This is a genomic window from Porphyromonas sp. oral taxon 275 (assembly GCF_018127745.1).
Classification (GTDB): Bacteria; Bacteroidota; Bacteroidia; order Bacteroidales; family Porphyromonadaceae; genus Porphyromonas.
This window is the reverse complement of record NZ_CP072333.1, coordinates 1,214,324-1,230,101: the sequence shown is the minus strand read 5'-3', so window position 1 is coordinate 1,230,101 and position 15,778 is coordinate 1,214,324. Positions and strand designations below refer to the sequence as shown.

The 15,778-nt window shown below is 40.2% G+C and carries 24 protein-coding genes and 2 pseudogenes; 25 read left to right on the top strand and 1 reads right to left on the bottom strand.

Annotation, left to right across the window (positions count from 1 at the left end):
* The first annotated feature begins 39 nt into the window (after positions 1 to 39).
* The 6 genes from J4862_RS04955 to J4862_RS04930 all read left to right on the top strand — a co-directional run bounded on the left by J4862_RS04955 (position 40) and on the right by J4862_RS04930 (position 4,252).
* On the top strand, positions 40 to 420 hold the full coding sequence (locus tag J4862_RS04955) for a hypothetical protein (protein WP_211788025.1): 381 nt from the start codon (positions 40 to 42) through the stop codon (positions 418 to 420).
* Between the two features lie 11 nt (positions 421 to 431).
* Positions 432 to 1,028, top strand: coding sequence for a hypothetical protein (locus tag J4862_RS04950; RefSeq protein WP_211788024.1), 597 nt, complete (start codon positions 432 to 434; stop codon positions 1,026 to 1,028).
* A 355-nt stretch (positions 1,029 to 1,383) separates the two neighbouring features.
* Positions 1,384 to 2,172, top strand: a complete 789-nt coding sequence (locus J4862_RS04945) for a hypothetical protein (protein ID WP_211788023.1) — start codon at positions 1,384 to 1,386, stop codon at positions 2,170 to 2,172.
* Between the two features lie 83 nt (positions 2,173 to 2,255).
* Positions 2,256 to 2,561 (top strand): enterotoxin A family protein, encoded by a 306-nt coding sequence (locus J4862_RS08915; protein WP_211789559.1) that lies wholly within the window; start codon positions 2,256 to 2,258, stop codon positions 2,559 to 2,561.
* An 8-nt stretch (positions 2,562 to 2,569) separates the two neighbouring features.
* Positions 2,570 to 3,454 (top strand): NADAR family protein, encoded by an 885-nt coding sequence (locus J4862_RS04935; protein ID WP_211788022.1) that lies wholly within the window; start codon positions 2,570 to 2,572, stop codon positions 3,452 to 3,454.
* Between the two features lie 372 nt (positions 3,455 to 3,826).
* Positions 3,827 to 4,252 (top strand): hypothetical protein, encoded by a 426-nt coding sequence (locus J4862_RS04930; RefSeq protein ID WP_211788021.1) that lies wholly within the window; start codon positions 3,827 to 3,829, stop codon positions 4,250 to 4,252.
* Positions 4,253 to 4,442: 190 nt separating this feature from the next.
* Here the strand turns inward: J4862_RS04930 and J4862_RS04925 are convergent, their stop codons facing one another.
* The gene (locus J4862_RS04925) at positions 4,443 to 4,919 is read right to left on the bottom strand and encodes a histidinol phosphate phosphatase (protein ID WP_211788020.1); all 477 of its coding nucleotides are present in this window, start codon (positions 4,917 to 4,919) and stop codon (positions 4,443 to 4,445) included.
* Positions 4,920 to 5,474: 555 nt separating this feature from the next.
* Here J4862_RS04925 and J4862_RS04920 point away from each other — a divergent pair.
* The 19 genes and pseudogenes from J4862_RS04920 to J4862_RS04840 all read left to right on the top strand — a co-directional run bounded on the left by J4862_RS04920 (position 5,475) and on the right by J4862_RS04840 (position 15,599).
* Positions 5,475 to 5,831, top strand: a complete 357-nt coding sequence (locus J4862_RS04920) for a cyclopropane-fatty-acyl-phospholipid synthase (protein WP_211788019.1) — start codon at positions 5,475 to 5,477, stop codon at positions 5,829 to 5,831.
* A 173-nt stretch (positions 5,832 to 6,004) separates the two neighbouring features.
* Positions 6,005 to 6,331: a hypothetical protein gene (locus J4862_RS04915; RefSeq protein ID WP_211788018.1), complete on the top strand. Its 327-nt coding sequence runs from the start codon at positions 6,005 to 6,007 to the stop codon at positions 6,329 to 6,331.
* 282 nt (positions 6,332 to 6,613) lie between these two features.
* The gene (locus tag J4862_RS04910) at positions 6,614 to 6,886 is read left to right on the top strand and encodes a hypothetical protein (RefSeq protein ID WP_211788017.1); all 273 of its coding nucleotides are present in this window, start codon (positions 6,614 to 6,616) and stop codon (positions 6,884 to 6,886) included.
* Positions 6,887 to 6,893: 7 nt separating this feature from the next.
* Positions 6,894 to 7,073, top strand: a pseudogene (locus J4862_RS08825) (RHS repeat-associated core domain-containing protein); the annotation flags it as partial.
* Positions 7,074 to 7,208: 135 nt separating this feature from the next.
* Positions 7,209 to 7,526 (top strand): hypothetical protein, encoded by a 318-nt coding sequence (locus J4862_RS08820; RefSeq protein ID WP_249107396.1) that lies wholly within the window; start codon positions 7,209 to 7,211, stop codon positions 7,524 to 7,526.
* A 3-nt stretch (positions 7,527 to 7,529) separates the two neighbouring features.
* Positions 7,530 to 8,381 (top strand): hypothetical protein, encoded by an 852-nt coding sequence (locus J4862_RS04900; protein ID WP_211788016.1) that lies wholly within the window; start codon positions 7,530 to 7,532, stop codon positions 8,379 to 8,381.
* Positions 8,382 to 8,690: 309 nt separating this feature from the next.
* The gene (locus J4862_RS04895) at positions 8,691 to 9,059 is read left to right on the top strand and encodes an SMI1/KNR4 family protein (protein WP_211788015.1); all 369 of its coding nucleotides are present in this window, start codon (positions 8,691 to 8,693) and stop codon (positions 9,057 to 9,059) included.
* A gap of 43 nt (positions 9,060 to 9,102) precedes the next feature.
* Positions 9,103 to 9,183: pseudogene (locus J4862_RS08910) on the top strand (rhs family protein); the annotation flags it as partial.
* Between the two features lie 30 nt (positions 9,184 to 9,213).
* Positions 9,214 to 9,615: a hypothetical protein gene (locus tag J4862_RS04890; RefSeq protein ID WP_249107395.1), complete on the top strand. Its 402-nt coding sequence runs from the start codon at positions 9,214 to 9,216 to the stop codon at positions 9,613 to 9,615.
* An 11-nt stretch (positions 9,616 to 9,626) separates the two neighbouring features.
* Positions 9,627 to 10,115: a hypothetical protein gene (locus J4862_RS04885; RefSeq protein WP_211788014.1), complete on the top strand. Its 489-nt coding sequence runs from the start codon at positions 9,627 to 9,629 to the stop codon at positions 10,113 to 10,115.
* Positions 10,116 to 10,140: 25 nt separating this feature from the next.
* On the top strand, positions 10,141 to 10,365 hold the full coding sequence (locus J4862_RS04880) for a hypothetical protein (RefSeq protein WP_211788013.1): 225 nt from the start codon (positions 10,141 to 10,143) through the stop codon (positions 10,363 to 10,365).
* Between the two features lie 38 nt (positions 10,366 to 10,403).
* Positions 10,404 to 10,937 (top strand): imm11 family protein, encoded by a 534-nt coding sequence (locus J4862_RS04875; RefSeq protein ID WP_211788012.1) that lies wholly within the window; start codon positions 10,404 to 10,406, stop codon positions 10,935 to 10,937.
* An 815-nt stretch (positions 10,938 to 11,752) separates the two neighbouring features.
* Positions 11,753 to 12,184, top strand: coding sequence for an NTF2 fold immunity protein (locus J4862_RS04870; RefSeq protein WP_211788011.1), 432 nt, complete (start codon positions 11,753 to 11,755; stop codon positions 12,182 to 12,184).
* A 69-nt stretch (positions 12,185 to 12,253) separates the two neighbouring features.
* Entirely contained in the window at positions 12,254 to 12,742 is a 489-nt protein-coding gene (locus J4862_RS04865; RefSeq protein WP_211788010.1) for a hypothetical protein, read from the top strand.
* Between the two features lie 31 nt (positions 12,743 to 12,773).
* Positions 12,774 to 13,259: a hypothetical protein gene (locus J4862_RS04860; protein ID WP_211788009.1), complete on the top strand. Its 486-nt coding sequence runs from the start codon at positions 12,774 to 12,776 to the stop codon at positions 13,257 to 13,259.
* 118 nt (positions 13,260 to 13,377) lie between these two features.
* The gene (locus tag J4862_RS04855; protein WP_249107394.1) at positions 13,378 to 13,971 is read left to right on the top strand and encodes an imm11 family protein; all 594 of its coding nucleotides are present in this window, start codon (positions 13,378 to 13,380) and stop codon (positions 13,969 to 13,971) included.
* Positions 13,972 to 14,109: 138 nt separating this feature from the next.
* Entirely contained in the window at positions 14,110 to 14,610 is a 501-nt protein-coding gene (locus J4862_RS04850) for an Imm26 family immunity protein (protein ID WP_211788008.1), read from the top strand.
* 45 nt (positions 14,611 to 14,655) lie between these two features.
* Positions 14,656 to 15,021: a hypothetical protein gene (locus J4862_RS04845; protein WP_211788007.1), complete on the top strand. Its 366-nt coding sequence runs from the start codon at positions 14,656 to 14,658 to the stop codon at positions 15,019 to 15,021.
* The gene (locus J4862_RS04840; RefSeq protein ID WP_211788006.1) at positions 15,018 to 15,599 is read left to right on the top strand and encodes an SMI1/KNR4 family protein; all 582 of its coding nucleotides are present in this window, start codon (positions 15,018 to 15,020) and stop codon (positions 15,597 to 15,599) included. The genes J4862_RS04845 and J4862_RS04840 overlap by 4 nt, the downstream gene beginning before the upstream one ends.
* Positions 15,600 to 15,778: the final 179 nt, after the last annotated feature.

The following is a 15,778-nucleotide window of genomic DNA, read 5'->3' as shown; positions in this document are numbered from 1 at the left end:
ATGCGAAGCTTTTCCCAAGGTCTTGATACTAACGGGCGGATGGCCCGACTAGAGCTATACTCAGATTTATTTCATTCTGGTATTAGACATCTTTTCTTCCCTAGAGTACTAGGACTGAAGCTAGGGATTCGGGATAAAATCGAGGGTATAAGATGGAACCTGAATAAACCTAAAGGGACAAGCATTCTACATAGAGATATGCATAGGGCTTTAGCAGATAATGGAATTCCTCTACAACTTAACCGTATGAATTATTCAGGCACGCTTGATAATGCTTTAGGCTCAATGGAAAAAGCATATTCTCAGTTTAATAAGCTTGAGCATAATGGCTTCCTCCTAATAGCAGGAGTGAGATTGTTAAATCTCACTCCTGCTGAAGCCATGAAAGAAGTAAAGAAGCAATTAAATATTACGCACTAATGTCACAGAAAATGAATATCACACACGTTGAATCGCTAGGCTATGGATTGGCGATTGTCTCTGTATCAGGGTTTGAAGAAATGAGAAAATCTTTCAAAATAAGAAACAAGAAGATGCTCTCATTCTTTGATAAGAATCCAACGATATTTTATGAGTTCACTCAAAAGGGCTTTTTTATTCCAATCCCACATATTTATATGTCTGATTATATCATTGATATTCTCATGGATGGGAACGAAGAGTGTTTAGCCGATTGGGAGATTCTAGGAGAATGGGGAGAATTCTACATAGATGTTTTGAAAGGCGATGTTTGGGTATTGAGCTTTGAAGCCATGCAAGAATGGAATTACTCTTTGTATGCAAATCAAGACACATTGCCATCATCTTATTTTCTGGATGGCCAATTGGTCGAATCTAGTAAAGGTATTCGTCTTAACCTTGAGAGAGGACTTTATGCTCTCAAGATAATTGGAGCAAAAAGTCTAGATCAAAGTCGTTATGTAGGGAGGTATGGCTTCTTCCTTCACCTAACTCCAGTTAGAGAGATACCATCTTCTTATGTGAGAGACTTATCTGAGATTGATTATAGTGGTATGTTTAAGAGATAAAAAGGACTAGTTATAAGTATTAATATTCAGTAAGAAGGTAAGTGCCCCTATAGCTACTAAAGTATTCGATTCTTCTTCAGAGAATAAAACTGTTTGAACCTTTACAGGTGAACACAAAGGGAAATACATTATCCTACATGCTGACGACAAGTTTGGACGACCACCTCATTTACATACAGCTACTGATTTAGATGGATATAAGGGATGTACAGCGCAAATTTGGAGGTAAGTACAATGATGCAATGCTTGAAATGATAGAGTCTGCAAGGAGAGAGGCTCTTATTACAAATAAGGAGGCTAAACGTCTGACAAGAAAATATTTTCATTGATTATGATTAAGATTCAGTCGATATCTATGGATGAACTCTTCCTGGAGGAAGATGCTCGAGATTTAGTACAGGAAGGGAAGGGCCGTGTCCACTCCTGCTCAAAGAAAGATCTCGATGGACGCACATACTATATTGAGCGAGAGAACAATCGAGTTGCGACAATCTCTACCCAGGCAGTAGACCAAATAGAACTTTTAGGAACACTCATTTCACCTAAATGCATAGATGAATTTGCAAAAGCACATAATGGCTATCAAGTAGTAGATGGATTTATATTTCCATCTGTTAACTTGGTTCTTACGGTATCCCAAGATCAAGAAGAATTCTCCGAGGTGTTACTATATGCAGATTATCTAAAAGATGATTACGAAAGGGAGTGTGTAGATCCTTGTATTCGTAAGATTGAAGCAAACAATACAATATGTGTAGTTCCCTATGAATCTATTAACGGCTTTGTTTTTGGGGATACAGAATATGCATTTCAGGAAAGAACAGGTCTCTTGGTGGAGAATTATATTCGCAAGAATATAATCAAGACTGATTCCGCTTTACTGTCATTTTATGATGGTACATTGGGTCAAGTGAATATCAAATTGCGTCACGATACAGAAATTAAGATTAGAGGCACTTTGCTACAAGCAAGGGATATAGTGCAATTTTTACGAAACTCAGAGCAGGTTATAGAGCGAGGTTTCTTCTATGTCTTCCCCAAGTTGGGAATATCTATAGATAGAGATATTGAACAAATTGTAGGATTTGATAAAAGGATAGCGGTTTACTGGGAGAATATCCATCGCCCAATTACCAGCTGGTAATAATAGGAGTGTCAAATCCGACTTTGACAGCGATATGACTCCTACTATCCTCAGTTAAGCCAGAGAACGTATTTAATGATGGAATAAAGCCTAAAGGAACTCATACAAACTTATTCAAGCATACGTCTAGCAATACAACAGCAGGAAGATTTGTCTCTTCGTCAGCTAAAATTGAAATAGCTAAGGAATTTGTAGAAAAGAATGGATATATTTATGTTGTAGATAGAGACCAAGGTTTAGATGTATCAGATATGCTAGGTGATAAGTACAAATTCCCAGAGCAGTTTGAGTTCTCCATTCTAGATGGAGTACCATCTCAAGATATTGTTGGTGCCTATCGCATGCACAAGGGTAAAATGATAGATGAGTTTATTCCTAACTTACATTGAGGTATGATATGGAAGTATATAATGTTACAGCAGTAAACCTATTTACGTGTGAAAGTCTACCTGTTACTTTTTCCGTATGGGATGATGAAGAGGTGGATGCAAGTTGCCTAAAGGTCGAAAGCTCATTCTGTAGCCTTACAGCTTCTGGAGAGCATCTCTTTGAGGTCTTTAAAATTCTAAGGGACCAGTTACTTCAAGATGGCTGGGGGCTACTATGCTATGGCGCGGCTGTCAATGCTCATGCATCCCCAATGATGAGTGCTTGTGATAAGGTTTATATGCTTACACCCTTTTATCAAGCAAAAATGGAGGATGTCGTTTGCTTATTTGATTTTTATGATGTTAGATCATTCGTAGATAGTAAGGCACAAGAAGCCTTTTATAATGTTTGGGGGGAGCAAGTGCGCTTCCACAAACTCACACCCTTTTATCATACAGCTCACCCCTTCTCTCAATGGCATAAAGTCTCCTTTTTCGATGGAAAACACAGATTTAGTTCAGCAGAGCAATATATGATGTTCCAAAAAGCAATTCTATTTGGAGACAATCAAACAGCGATGCAGATACTCAAAACTTCAAATCCAAGGAAGCAGAAACAACTGGGTCGAGAGATACAGGGGTTTAACCAAAGCACTTGGGATGAAGAGAAGAAGAGCATTGTATACAAAGGGAACTATCTAAAGTTTACCCAGAATGCTGAATTGCTTGAAACTCTGCTTGCTACTCAAGGTACGCTACTTGTAGAAGCAAGTCCTACTGATACGATTTGGGGAGTTGGGATGGAGTTAGATACCCCAGAATTGTATATCCCGTCTAAATGGAAGGGCGAAAATCTCCTTGGGTTCATCTTAACTCAATTGAGAGAGGATATACTGAACAAAAGAGAGGTGTGAAAAAGTTTGATGAAATCTCGGGAACGATTGGGGCATATCAGGATGTGTACACATAATGCAGTTGGCTCTTTGGTGACGCATAAGCCGAGCACAACCTGCGATATCACAAAGAGGGTGTATTACGTATGCAAGCAATTGCTCATGCAACAAAGTATGGATATATTTTGCCTATTGAATGTCTATGATTACGTATAGTTCCTTGTTTATAGAACGGAGTGTGTGTATTCTATATACGGCTACGACGTTTGAGGGAGGCTCAGCTGTTGGGTGGATTGGAGGAATAGCGCCAATGTTCTTTGATACTCCCCAAAACTCAATAGTTTAGAGCATTATACTTTCTATCTCACTTTCCAAAATCCACTGAATCCAAGAATGTCTATCTCAGTATTCCTACCCAAGGATTACGACTGCTATGCAGAAGATGACCGGTATCCTGATCTCCCAATTAAGGTGTTGGAACATCCAACGACAGAAGCTGGGATATTACAGGATCTTAGTAGCCCATCTTTGAACAAATGTTACATTGAGATGTCTCGGGTTTGCACTTCCGAAGAGGTAGATACTCCCTATCTAATTAAACTGGGAGGATTTCCTATTTTAATCCAAGATAAAGAGCGCTACTATCGAGCATTAGAACAGGATGGCTTTACTTTTATGTTCCAAGTGGATGAAAATGGATATCCTGAGGAGCTAGTAAATGGAAATTACCCCTTTAATTTTGGTTGTTTCTATGCTTATGCCTTATTCAAATCAGATTGCTTCTCTGAGCTAACTGCTGGCTTTTGGCAGTTCTCATAAGAGAAGAAGCCTGAAAAATCTATACAATGAATATGGAGATTCAGTATAGCCTGCCCGTAGCTTTGTTTGACGAGAAAAAGCCAATCTTGTAAAGTGGCGTGTATTTCAAGGCGTCTATGCAAAAGACTTCGCCCCGAGCTGCCGTCTGTGGCAGCTCGGGGCGAAGTGCATTTAGGGGAGGACGAAGCCCTTATAGCCCGCTGTTGTGGGACTCATCCTTGGGCTTAGGCGCGGGTTCGCTTGCTTTGGGCTTGGCCGCTTTGGAGGGCTTTGCCTCGGTCTGCTCGTAGCTGACACCCGTGAGCGTGAAGTACTTCTTGGAGGGCTGGAGCAGCACGACGGGCTTCTCGATGTGGACGTTGGCGTTGAACTTGGTGCCCTGCTCGACAGCTTTGCTCTTGAACGAAGGCATCAGCGTGCCGAGATCTCCGAATTCGACGATATCGCCATTGGCGACGATGTCCTTGGCGATCTCGGTGGCGTAGTTCAGGACGGCCTCGACCTCCTGGCGGTTGAAGGTGGTGGACTTGGCGACACGCTCGCAGAAGTTGCGGAAGTCGATGCGATGGCGGCCCGTAGGCTTGGCGATCTGGACGAGTTTTCCTGCGTTTTTGCCGACATTGAGCTTGCGCTCGACGACTACGAATTGCAATGGTTTGTTGGCCATGACATGATTTAGATTTAGTTCCCTCAGGTGAACCTCAAGGAAGGAGGAGGGACTTTGCGATGAGGTATTAGATGCTTCGAGGACAAAGTTACTAATCTTCCCAGAAAAAGTGGCTAATCTTTTGCGCAAAAGTTTAGCCACTTTTTCCGAAAAGATTAGCCACTTTTTCTTGATTCATAAGGTACTTTCCGAAGCCGGCTTAGAGACCTTGCCCGAAGGGCTTATTTAGACCGCTTGCCAAGTCCCTAAGCCTCACCCCCAGAGCGGCGATCATTCTGTCGCGAAAAACCTGTAGCTTTGAGCCAAGAAGATGGACGACAAAGCAACAGCTACTCAAGGAAGAAGGAGTATAAAGTAACAGGAGACAAAGGGCAGCATATAGGCAAGGCAGGGTGGAACCCCGAGGGCGATGTGTCGATAGCATTAAGGGGGGGGGCTCATATTAAAGCTGCTGGAAGAAATGGGATGTTATACGACATTTCAGAGGTTGATACTCAAAGATTAGATATTGATTTAGAGTCACATAAAGTTAGCTCTCATTAAAACGAAAAACCAATGGATGAAAACAAAGTACTGGAGAAGTTGAGCTGGATAACTCAATCTAAATTAGCACCACAGCCCGTAACTCAGGAATATAAAGAACGAATATATCGTTTCTTTGAAAATTATGTTCACTTTTTGCAAGACAACGGGTTTACCACAAGGGAGATCCTAAGAAAAGGAGAAAAAGCTACCGACGAATCACAGATAACAATTGGAGATTTAACCGAACAAGGCTTCAAGTTTTATGCTTTTGGCATTCTTAAATGGATTGCTAAGTATGACCGAGCTAAAGACAAAGACAAAGCGATTGGAGATTTCTCTTTCATAGAGAGAAAACTCAAGGAATTTCGAGAAAGCCATGGTGGCTAACAACATACTACTCGCCCGAAACAGGAGCATACATCAGTCTTATTACTCCTGAAAGGATAGAAGTTTATCATGGTCATGTTCGTGCCTGAGAAGACTGCATCCAGATCAGAAGACAGCACTCCAAGATGCAGGGTTAGTTGATAAAAAGGGGGGAATCAAAGAGTTTCATTAAAATGAATCATATAAAAGAAGAAATACTCTTGATTATGGATAGTAGTACTATAAGCTATATGGGAAAATGTAGAGTATTATTATCCGCCTTGAGTGATATAGAGGATTGGAGATGGTTACAGGAGTTGTATCTGAAGTATGCTTTAGATCACAATGATAGTATAGCAGGACTTTCTATTACATGTATTGGTCATATTGCTAGAATACATCAGAATATTGATTTGTCGCGTGTACATAAGGTCTTTCAACATATAGCAGAAACACGCCCTAATTTAAAGGGAAGAATTAAGGATTCATTGGATGATATTTCTACTTTTACAACAAGTTAGCGGGTATAATCTATCATGAGCAAGTGCATAGGCGGCATAGCCCATGAGGCAGTCGGCTTGGCGACTCATCAGCCGAGCAAGAGTTTTGGCGAGTTGTTTGAGGAGAATGGTAAGCTTGCTACTAACAAAAAGCCATAGAAAGTTATGGAATTTTATGAAATTATAGGTGTATCAGAAGGTACTCCGACTCGTTTCGTCAGGGTAGAGATGAGTGCTAATGTTATACATGGACACCCAATAACAGAAGTCGAATATAGAAAACTCACTAAAGTACATTAGGACATGGAGGAAGTAATCAACCTGTACAAGTTCTCTCTTACAAACTCATCTTCAGCACATCCATTCTTAGAGCCTTCCAAAGAATTTCAGATAGAGGATATTCTACAATTGAAAAATGGCAATATATTAATTGATGTGGGGTATTATAATTCTGTATTAACTATTTTTGTTGTGTGTGATTATAACTGGGAGTCTCCACTGATAAAACGAGAATATCAAAGCTGGGAAAATATGCTGAAGGATTTGACTACGATCTGTTTAGACTTTTCTATGTAAGGGGGCTATTGTTGAAGCTCGAATTATAGAATCAAGCCACTTAAACCGAAATTTAAAAGCATGCTCTCTCCTCTACCAAGGGCAGTACCTTGACCGAGAGACGGGCTTAGCTTATAATCGCTTCCGCTACTACTCGCCCGAGACAGGAGCGTACATCAGTCAAGACCTCATTCGTCTCGAGGCGGGACTAACAAACCTATACGCATATGTCCACGATGTAAACGCTTGGGTAGACCCTTGGGGATTAAGGTCATTTACCCAAGCAGTAGGAGATATTGGCGAAAAGTATGCGCAGGATCTGCTAAAGAAGCAGGGGGTTGATTTGGTAGATGTAAAATATGGTTCCAACAATGGTATAGATATTCTTGCAAAGAATCCGACAACGGGGAAATATGATGTTTTTGAAGTTAAATCATCAACTGTAGGCATGTTCAGACTATCCCCCCCCCCTCAGCAGGATACTGAGAACTTTATTAAGGATCGTCTTCGTCTTGCTAAACGACATGGAAAAATCACATCAAAGCAATTGGAGGATATTCTTGCAAATCTTGGAGATTTCAAGGTAATGCACGTAACGATACAACGAGGAGCAAAAGGACGGCTGTATGCAGCCTCCTATACAGAACATAAATGGCATTAGCATATGAAAAAGCGAACGAGAGCAGAGTACACAAAACGCATTGACAAAGTCTTCTCAAACTGGAAGGGCTACACTCACGAGGCGGAGTATTTGGAGCGTTTAGCAAATCCATCTTTGGAGAAATGGAATTTTATCCAGTTAAATACTGTTGCCCACACGGAGTCTGAAATGTGTCAACTGCAATTTTGGCACAATCCTAGTCCTGAGCTTTTCCAAAGAATGGTAGATGCTCTCCATATCCAGTACATTGCATATTGGTCTATGTGGAAAAAGAATGAAGAGCTGAGAGCAGAAAAGAAACTCACGTTATCATCGGAACTTACTACTTTACCGGGCTTTCTACTTGCTATGGCGATGTTTGCAGATGACATGCTTAAAGAACGGATCGTAGACGTTACCACAGAGGCTTTGAACTATAAAACGCGCAACCAGTTTAAGCTACACGTTACCACCCTTCCCCTTGCGACATTTCTTTATCAAGATATTCTCACAAGGAAAGGCGTCATCTGGGGGAAGAAGGAAGACGTACCCATAGCACCCTATGACAAGGTGCTAGCGAATGCTGCTACCTGCTCTGCAGAAGAGGTGGAGGGTTTACTAGACGACCTGATGACATATCACCTAAAGACTTATCATAATGATTCTTTCATAGCCAACCCTTTCACAGATCCCACATGGAGCTTATTCCCTGTGGAGGCATTTGCTCTCTACAGATATTGGCTCATCAAACGGAAACTTGACATTGCTAATCTACAATTCTCAGACGCCATGCTAGCACATTATGCTCCATACCTGCAGCAGGCAGAGTATAAGGTTTCTCCACATATTCAAAAGATTATCGATGGTCTGGAGTAGGACTATAACTCGATGGAAACCATCACTGAAGACCTATGAGAAAAGATATGGAGATGTCTATGAAGTACTATTCCTGGAAATTATGATACGGTTTGGTAATTTCTCGATTTAGATGCCTTCTTTTTTGATAGACTAAATCTCGGATTTCATTATCTATGAGTAAGTGCCGAGGAGGCTGGAAAAGTAGCAAAGTCATATCATTAACTAATGTAGCAATGGTAAATATCTTTAAGGAAAATGGGGTTCGCTTTCTTCCCAATGAGCAAAAGAAAGCATCTAAAGAGGTGGAAAATCTCTTATCAATAGAATTTGAAGGAAAGAATGCAGTTCTCTTATTCTATAAATCTTTTGATGGAGGAGTATTCCCGGATGGAGCATTTTTATATAGAGACTCCTTTTTTAATGTTAAAAAAACGACTACAACATGCTGGACATTGGCTGTTTTTCAGAGTTTCTGAGTTGGAGATTCCCTCTCGCCTTATCTCGTTGACAAAAAGCAGTAGAGATAAAGAAGCATATTTGCTTTCATTTGCGAACGATTCTAGTGGAAATATCTACTGTATAGAAGAGGGCAGTGGAAAAGTTTTTTATATCCACCACGAAGAGGAAGAGTGTGTGACGGAAGTTGCCCCGTCATTTCTTCTTTTTTGTGAAAACATCAAAGGTGAAATGAGGTAGCTATTTTAATATATAGCTGTAGTACCTTGACTGAGAGACGGGGCTGGTCTACAATCGCTTCCGCTACTACTCCCCAGGAACCAGAGCATACATCGGTCAAGACCTCATTCGTCTCGAAGCAGGACTATCTAACCTCTACACATACGTACACGATGTGAATGCATGGGTGGACCCTTGGGGGTTGATTAAATATATTGTTTATCAAGCACCAGAACTCGATGCAACTGGGAATCCTACAGGAAAAATCTACACTGGTAGAACGAGTGGGGCTGATGAGATGTCAGTGCGTCAAATTTTATCTAAAAGGAAAAGAGGGCATCACCGAAAAAACATAGGACCTTTGACTCCTGTTTATGAAACGGATAGCTATAAAGCCGTAAGAGGTGGAGAGCAATATTACATTGAAGAAGCGCGGAAATCAGGTAATGCGGTAGATCGAATTAATGGTATTTTCCCGAGGAAGGCTAATAAGAATGGATACGAAGTGACCTTTGTTAATCCCGAAAACAACAAAACGGGACTACTTGATGGTGATTTGTTGAAAAAAATACATTGAAAACAATCAATATGGATAAGAGTGTAAAAAAATACGGCGGGATCTATGAAATCTCACTCCCCAATGGGAAGTTTACTTATATATGTAGGGTAAGGCAATACGAGTTTGGTATTTTTGATTATCTCTCGGAAAGGACAGCCAATATGGATGAGCTTCTTTCTGTTGGGTTTAAGACTTATAAATCCTGTACAGAAACAGCTATAAGAAAGAAGATTTGGAAACTGATAGGGCAAGTTGATTTAGAGAAAGGAAATATAATATATCCAGATTTAGCGATCTTCTTATCATACAATAAAGAACTTTTTATTAGACAATCAAGAGTGATGAGAAATGGAAATCCTTTGGTAGTGCCTCAAAAAGATTACATAGACTTACTAAAAAGGGGATATATATATGGTTTCTTTGACGATTACAAAATCTTTGAACTCTGGCTGTCTAGTAGTATAGAAAATTATCCAGACAATCAAGACATATTTCCTTTACCATCTCAGTATTTATAGAGGGAATGACCTCTCTCACTGATAAATGAAACGATTGATGGTGGCTTCTATGAAGCACTTTCCTATTGCAGAAGGAATAGATCCTAATCCTAATAAGGCTATTCATTTAGGGTGGAATGATGTGCATAAAGAATATAATCAAATGATGAGACAACGAAAGGATGAGCTTTGTGATGTTCCCAAAATTGAAGGGTGGGATCAACGAAGAATTCAAAAGGAAGTTGTAGGTTTACAAACCGAAGTCAGATAAGGATTGGATTCTGGAAAATATAAAACGCACTGATAGAAATGTATAGACTTCAGCAACAAAGTGATATGGATTTTGTGCCATGTCACATCAGGAATCGCCAAAGGCAAGAAGAGTTATATGAATTTTTGGTAGGTGATAAGGAAGGACTTCTCCAGTATTCTCCAGTTCTGATCGCCGATAATAGATTGACATTGGAGTCCATCCAAAAGTTGGACTATCTCGAAAGTTTTTTGCCTGCTCCGATTTTCTCAGAACGAGCAAAAATGAGAATTGAAAAAATTGTAGGAGAAGATGTTGTCTTCTATCCTTGTAAAATAAATCTTAAAGGAGAGTTATTGCAATTTTACCTGGCTAAGATCTTTCGAAAGCTTCCAATATTAGATGTGGAGAATAGTCCATTTCGCACCTTATCCAATGGAAGAAAAATTCCCACATATCCTTATAAGTTTACCTCGCAAGATTTAGAGTTCACGCTCGCAAGAGATTGCTACTACCCTTCATTATTTGTTGTGTCTTCCAGGTTGCAAAAAGAAATGTGTGGTTTGTCTTTAGATCTAGTTCCATTAATCTGAGAATGTAATAATTTTGATAGCATACTGGGTCTGATTTGTCACGTAAATAAGGATTACAAGATGTCGCAAAAGCATTGGACGTTCACTAATATTATCCGTTACATTGAGGAATACGAAAGAAATCCTCTACTCATAGAAAGGATGAAGTGGAAATCTATTCCAGAAGGAGAGTGCATAGTTGAGTTCGTGAAGCTGTGTGAACATCTCGTCCTAGAACGAACGATTGATCCCAAGAACCATCAAACTACAGCTATTTACTTGAGGTATTCTCAGCAATTGCTGCTAAAAAAGAAGAGAGCAATAAGACGTCTTGGCGTAGAGAAAAAGAACGTATCTGCAATCTTAAGACTATGTGGCATACATTACAGAGAGTATGGGGACGATGAGCATCGAGTCTTTTTTCTGGATACGGATGTGAATATATATTTCTGCCAACACTATCAATTACCTACTTATATTATGCAAAGAATAGAATTCTCCAATAAAGAGTATAGATCTTTTATCCTCAAGGTTCTCCCTGTACAAAAAAGTGAATGGTAACTACTCCCGAGAATACCCCGTACCTTCTCTAATAGAGTAAATCATAGCAGAGTTGCATTTATGAGCGAGAGCATAGGCCATATATGTTAACCGAGGCGAGTTTGCTCCGTTTGAAACTTGAGTTGCTGACCTAGTAGGCAAACATGGGTCTGCTAGTATAAAAGTATCAATTGAATTATGGTAATGGTGGTGCTAGACCTACTAGAATTCAGCATGCAGCCATAGCGCCCAATGGAGACAGAATAGGAAAATCACTTAACAACAGTCATTAAATTATGGAATTAGAGAATAACGCTAGTAGTACTGTGTTTCACTTCATAAGTGAGATGAATGAATGGGAAAGATTTTGCAATCTTGTAGCGCAAGATAAGTCTTTATCATATGATGAACAGTATACCTTACAAAAGGAGAGACTCTTGCATATATTTAATCTATACTGCAAGAAAAGCAAAAGAAAAAGTGGAAGGCCAAATACAATCTCTTATGGCTTTGAGGGAACCTATGAGTATGACCCTCATGAGGAAGTTATCGTAACAGTAGAGGGAAGTAAACCTCGTGAGGGAAAGTTTTTGGTATATACCTTAAGAGAAAGACCACTCAATGAGAGATTTCTATACACTGTATCTTTTTCGGAGGGGCACTGGTTGATTGAAAGCAAGAAGCGATATGTGGAGAGTAAAGATATTTGGTCTCCTGTATCTCTTTAAGTATTTGAGGAAAATACATGGCAGAGTGTGACTACGATGTCGTGGGTACTCAAGGTAAAATATGCATTAATGAGTAAGCAGATTAATTTCTATGCCACAGAGGCATATAAGAAGTTTCTGGAAGAACTCTTGAAAGAAGTGTTTGGTGAAATGTTAGATGTCCCATCTCCCAAAGGTCCACTAGCTCCATTCCCGCCAGTTTTATACAACTCCAGTTCTTTTTATCTTGTAGAAATGAGCCGGGAGGAAGATCTTGTATACTATACACACGCTTATTACACTGGTAAGATAATAAGCGTTTTAGATACAGTAAACAGCCCCGTATTGGAATACTCGCCTGCAGGTGTTAATGCCACAGAGGGATATTATCTTCAAGGGCGTTTTTATACTCGAGCAAAGGACAAAGAATTTCTCAAGAAAGTATCAGTCTTCATGGCTAGAATGAAGAGAAGATTCTTTCATATTAAGAAGTACAATCTCTATTTGTCTCCTGATATTGATGTCCGAATCTCTAGGTTTTCTTGTGATAGAACAATTACAAAAGACGACCTCTCTTAAACTTAGATATATAAGATTCAACAACTAGATTGTGCAAGCACTCTTTCTAAGAATACTACTATTGGCTCTTGGACTTTGCAACATCTCAGAGATGCAGGCAAGCGTCGGCTCTTCGGTGGTTTGGAGCCTCCAGCTTGAGTATGATGTGGTGGGCAGAGAAAGCCTGCGTCGCCTATTGGGCGGGGTTGAGAGCCAAACACGCTATGACCGCTCTGGGCGAGTAACAGATCAGGTAACGAAGGGGACAGGCTACGAGGTGAGTCATCGCTCGTATGAGTGGGACTTGTCTGGGAAACTACGCAGGCTCACGGCTGGGACATACACGGCAGAGTTTGGCTATGATGTCGTGGGTACTTTGGCCGCCGCTCGTTACGATGAAGTAGATATACTCTACAAGCTCCCAGATCGAAAAATATTATTCACTTGCCAGCAACTAGTTCTATCGATCCCACAAGAACAGTTTTCACACAGAGAGACATACCTCCCACTAAGACAAGATGATATTAAGCAGGCTTGATGAAATTGAGGCTTTAGATGTAGATGATATCATAAAACGAATGCATCTAAATGATTTAATGGAGAATATTGGAGATAATTTAAGAAACAACAGAATAAGACTAAATAATCACTAGGTTATGAACGGATACATTTTGAATACGACCCAAAATACGCATGGCTGGGTAGTTTATGAGAATGATATATCAACAGACTATCAGAATTTTTTCAAGGCAGATTTTATTACCTCTCCCCCCACTCTTTTTTATCGCGTTTCAAAAAAAGCATATCGGGAAAAGGTTGAAAAAGCCATACTCTTAGAGTCATCAGGGCCAGAACTAGTAAGTCGACGCTTGAAAGAGACCTTAGAAGCAATATCAAGAAGTATTCAATTTTTTGATGTTGAGCTATTTTGTGAAGGTGAAAAAATAGAAGGGTTCTATGCAGCGAATTTACTTTATAAGATAAATTGCGTTGATATAGAGTGCAGCGAGTTTCGCCTAACAAATTTCAACCCACAAGAGCCTGAATATATGTTTTACTACATGAGGCTAAAAGACAATCTTTTTAAGGGGCTCGATATAGATATCGTGCGTTGTCGAGAAATGCATCGTTGCATCGTTGTGAATGAGAAAATTAAGAAAGCGTTATTTGACGCAGGCTTAAAGGGGTTGCAGTTTAGCGATAGTATAGACATAACTCCTCAAGGAAGGTCTATTTCGGAAAGAATATAAACCGTGGGGCTGTCTGGAAATTCTTGTGGGATGGGGAATGTCCCCCAACACGAATGGTTCTGGAAAAGCCTTTAAGGCCGAATACGATGATATCGTAGATAATCATAATAAAAAAATAGCCCCAAATAATTTTCATTGATGAAGTTTTTTCAGAAACGAGTAGGGAGTATATTCATTGTACCACTGTTCTTGCCTAGTGAATGTACTGATAACATCAAAAGCTATGCTTCTGTTGACTTTCCCCCAACAGAACGCTATGCTTTCGGTCGGTTGATAGAAGTTGACGAATCTGGTGGAGATTTGGTGGAAATTTTCAACTATATAGGAGCAATACCGAGTTCTCCGATGGGGATAGTAAATTCTGGGCTTATGTGTAAGCCTTTACATGTAAGTTTGGGGTTCAAAAAGAAAAGGTGGAGATTTATATTTGAAGACCCAAACTATGACAAGATAAGGGATTCTAATTATCAAGAAATTACATTCCTTATGGGAACCCCAGAGATGCCTACTCTTGGGGTTGGGGGAGAGTGCAAAAGAACAACTGTCTATGATTGTGAGAGCTACAGAGAATGGTTAGTATTTACTCCAACCGAAGTGGAAGGATTAATTAAGGCGTCAATTCAGGGAATGCACTACTGACGGAATTTTATCCTCCCGATTTAGATATATCTCAATAGTATACTAATGAGCAAGTGCATCGATGGAATAGAGCATGACGCTGTCGGCTCTTTGGCGATCCACAAGCCGAGCAAGAGCTTTGGTGACTTGTTTGAGGAGAAGAAGGTGCCGCTGGAGACTCTTCAAGCAGGTCTTGCTAGTGCCGTGCTACCGAAGACGCCTCCTATGCCGGCTGTGGAATATCGCGACTTCGGTATTGGTGTGGACTTCCATAAGACCTTGCTCCCCCATGATGGATCTTTGTCCTGCTCCCAATATTTGTATGGTCTTCGACATTATGGGGAAGCCTTTACGAGCATCAATACTTTCTTGACCGATCCGCCTGCTCTCCCCCTCCGTCCATCAATAAGAAGCTCAATGTTGTTAGTATGAATTTTACCTTAAGAAAGTATGCTCCCACTATTATAGGTGGAGAGAACGCTATCCTCCATAATTTCACTTTTACCAATGGAAGAAAGTTTCCCCCCTCTTACGTCTCTTTTGTTAGGCAGTATGGTTATGGCCTATCTTGTGGTCTTTTCATAATCTATACCCCGATGGGAGATTATCCCGATTCGTTGTTTGTTAGGAGCAAGGAGATAATTTCAACATATCAAGATGTATTAGATAATAAGGATGAATTATGGTTCGATGTATCCCCTGATTTAGAATACTCCAAATTGAAAGAACTCATTCCCTTTGGAGTCAGTGAAAATGGCGATTATCTATTCTGGGATATTATGAGTCAAGAGGATGAGATGGATATTTACATTACTGACTTTAGAGCTACTGGATTCTTAAGAGTGGCTAGCGACTTGTATGATTTCTTTGACAAAGTAACAAGCCCAGATAGATATAAAGAGGTTTTGCCTTTTGCCCAGGGAATGTTACCCAATACCTTCCAACCATTCGATATAGACTCTGCTTCTATAAGTGTACACCTTGGAAGGAATCCAGAGCTAGAACCCTGAATGAGAAAAAGCGATATGGATAGGAGTCTCGCTGACCAGGCTGGGCGTGATATAGGGCTTTGCAATAACTGCTTGCCTGCGAATTACAGTCATGTATCTGGAGGAGTTTAAGAGCTATGGAAAGGAGCCCTGCCCTTAATTCAGTTCTCTCCAGGGTGTTTTGTTGGCTTGGCTATGAT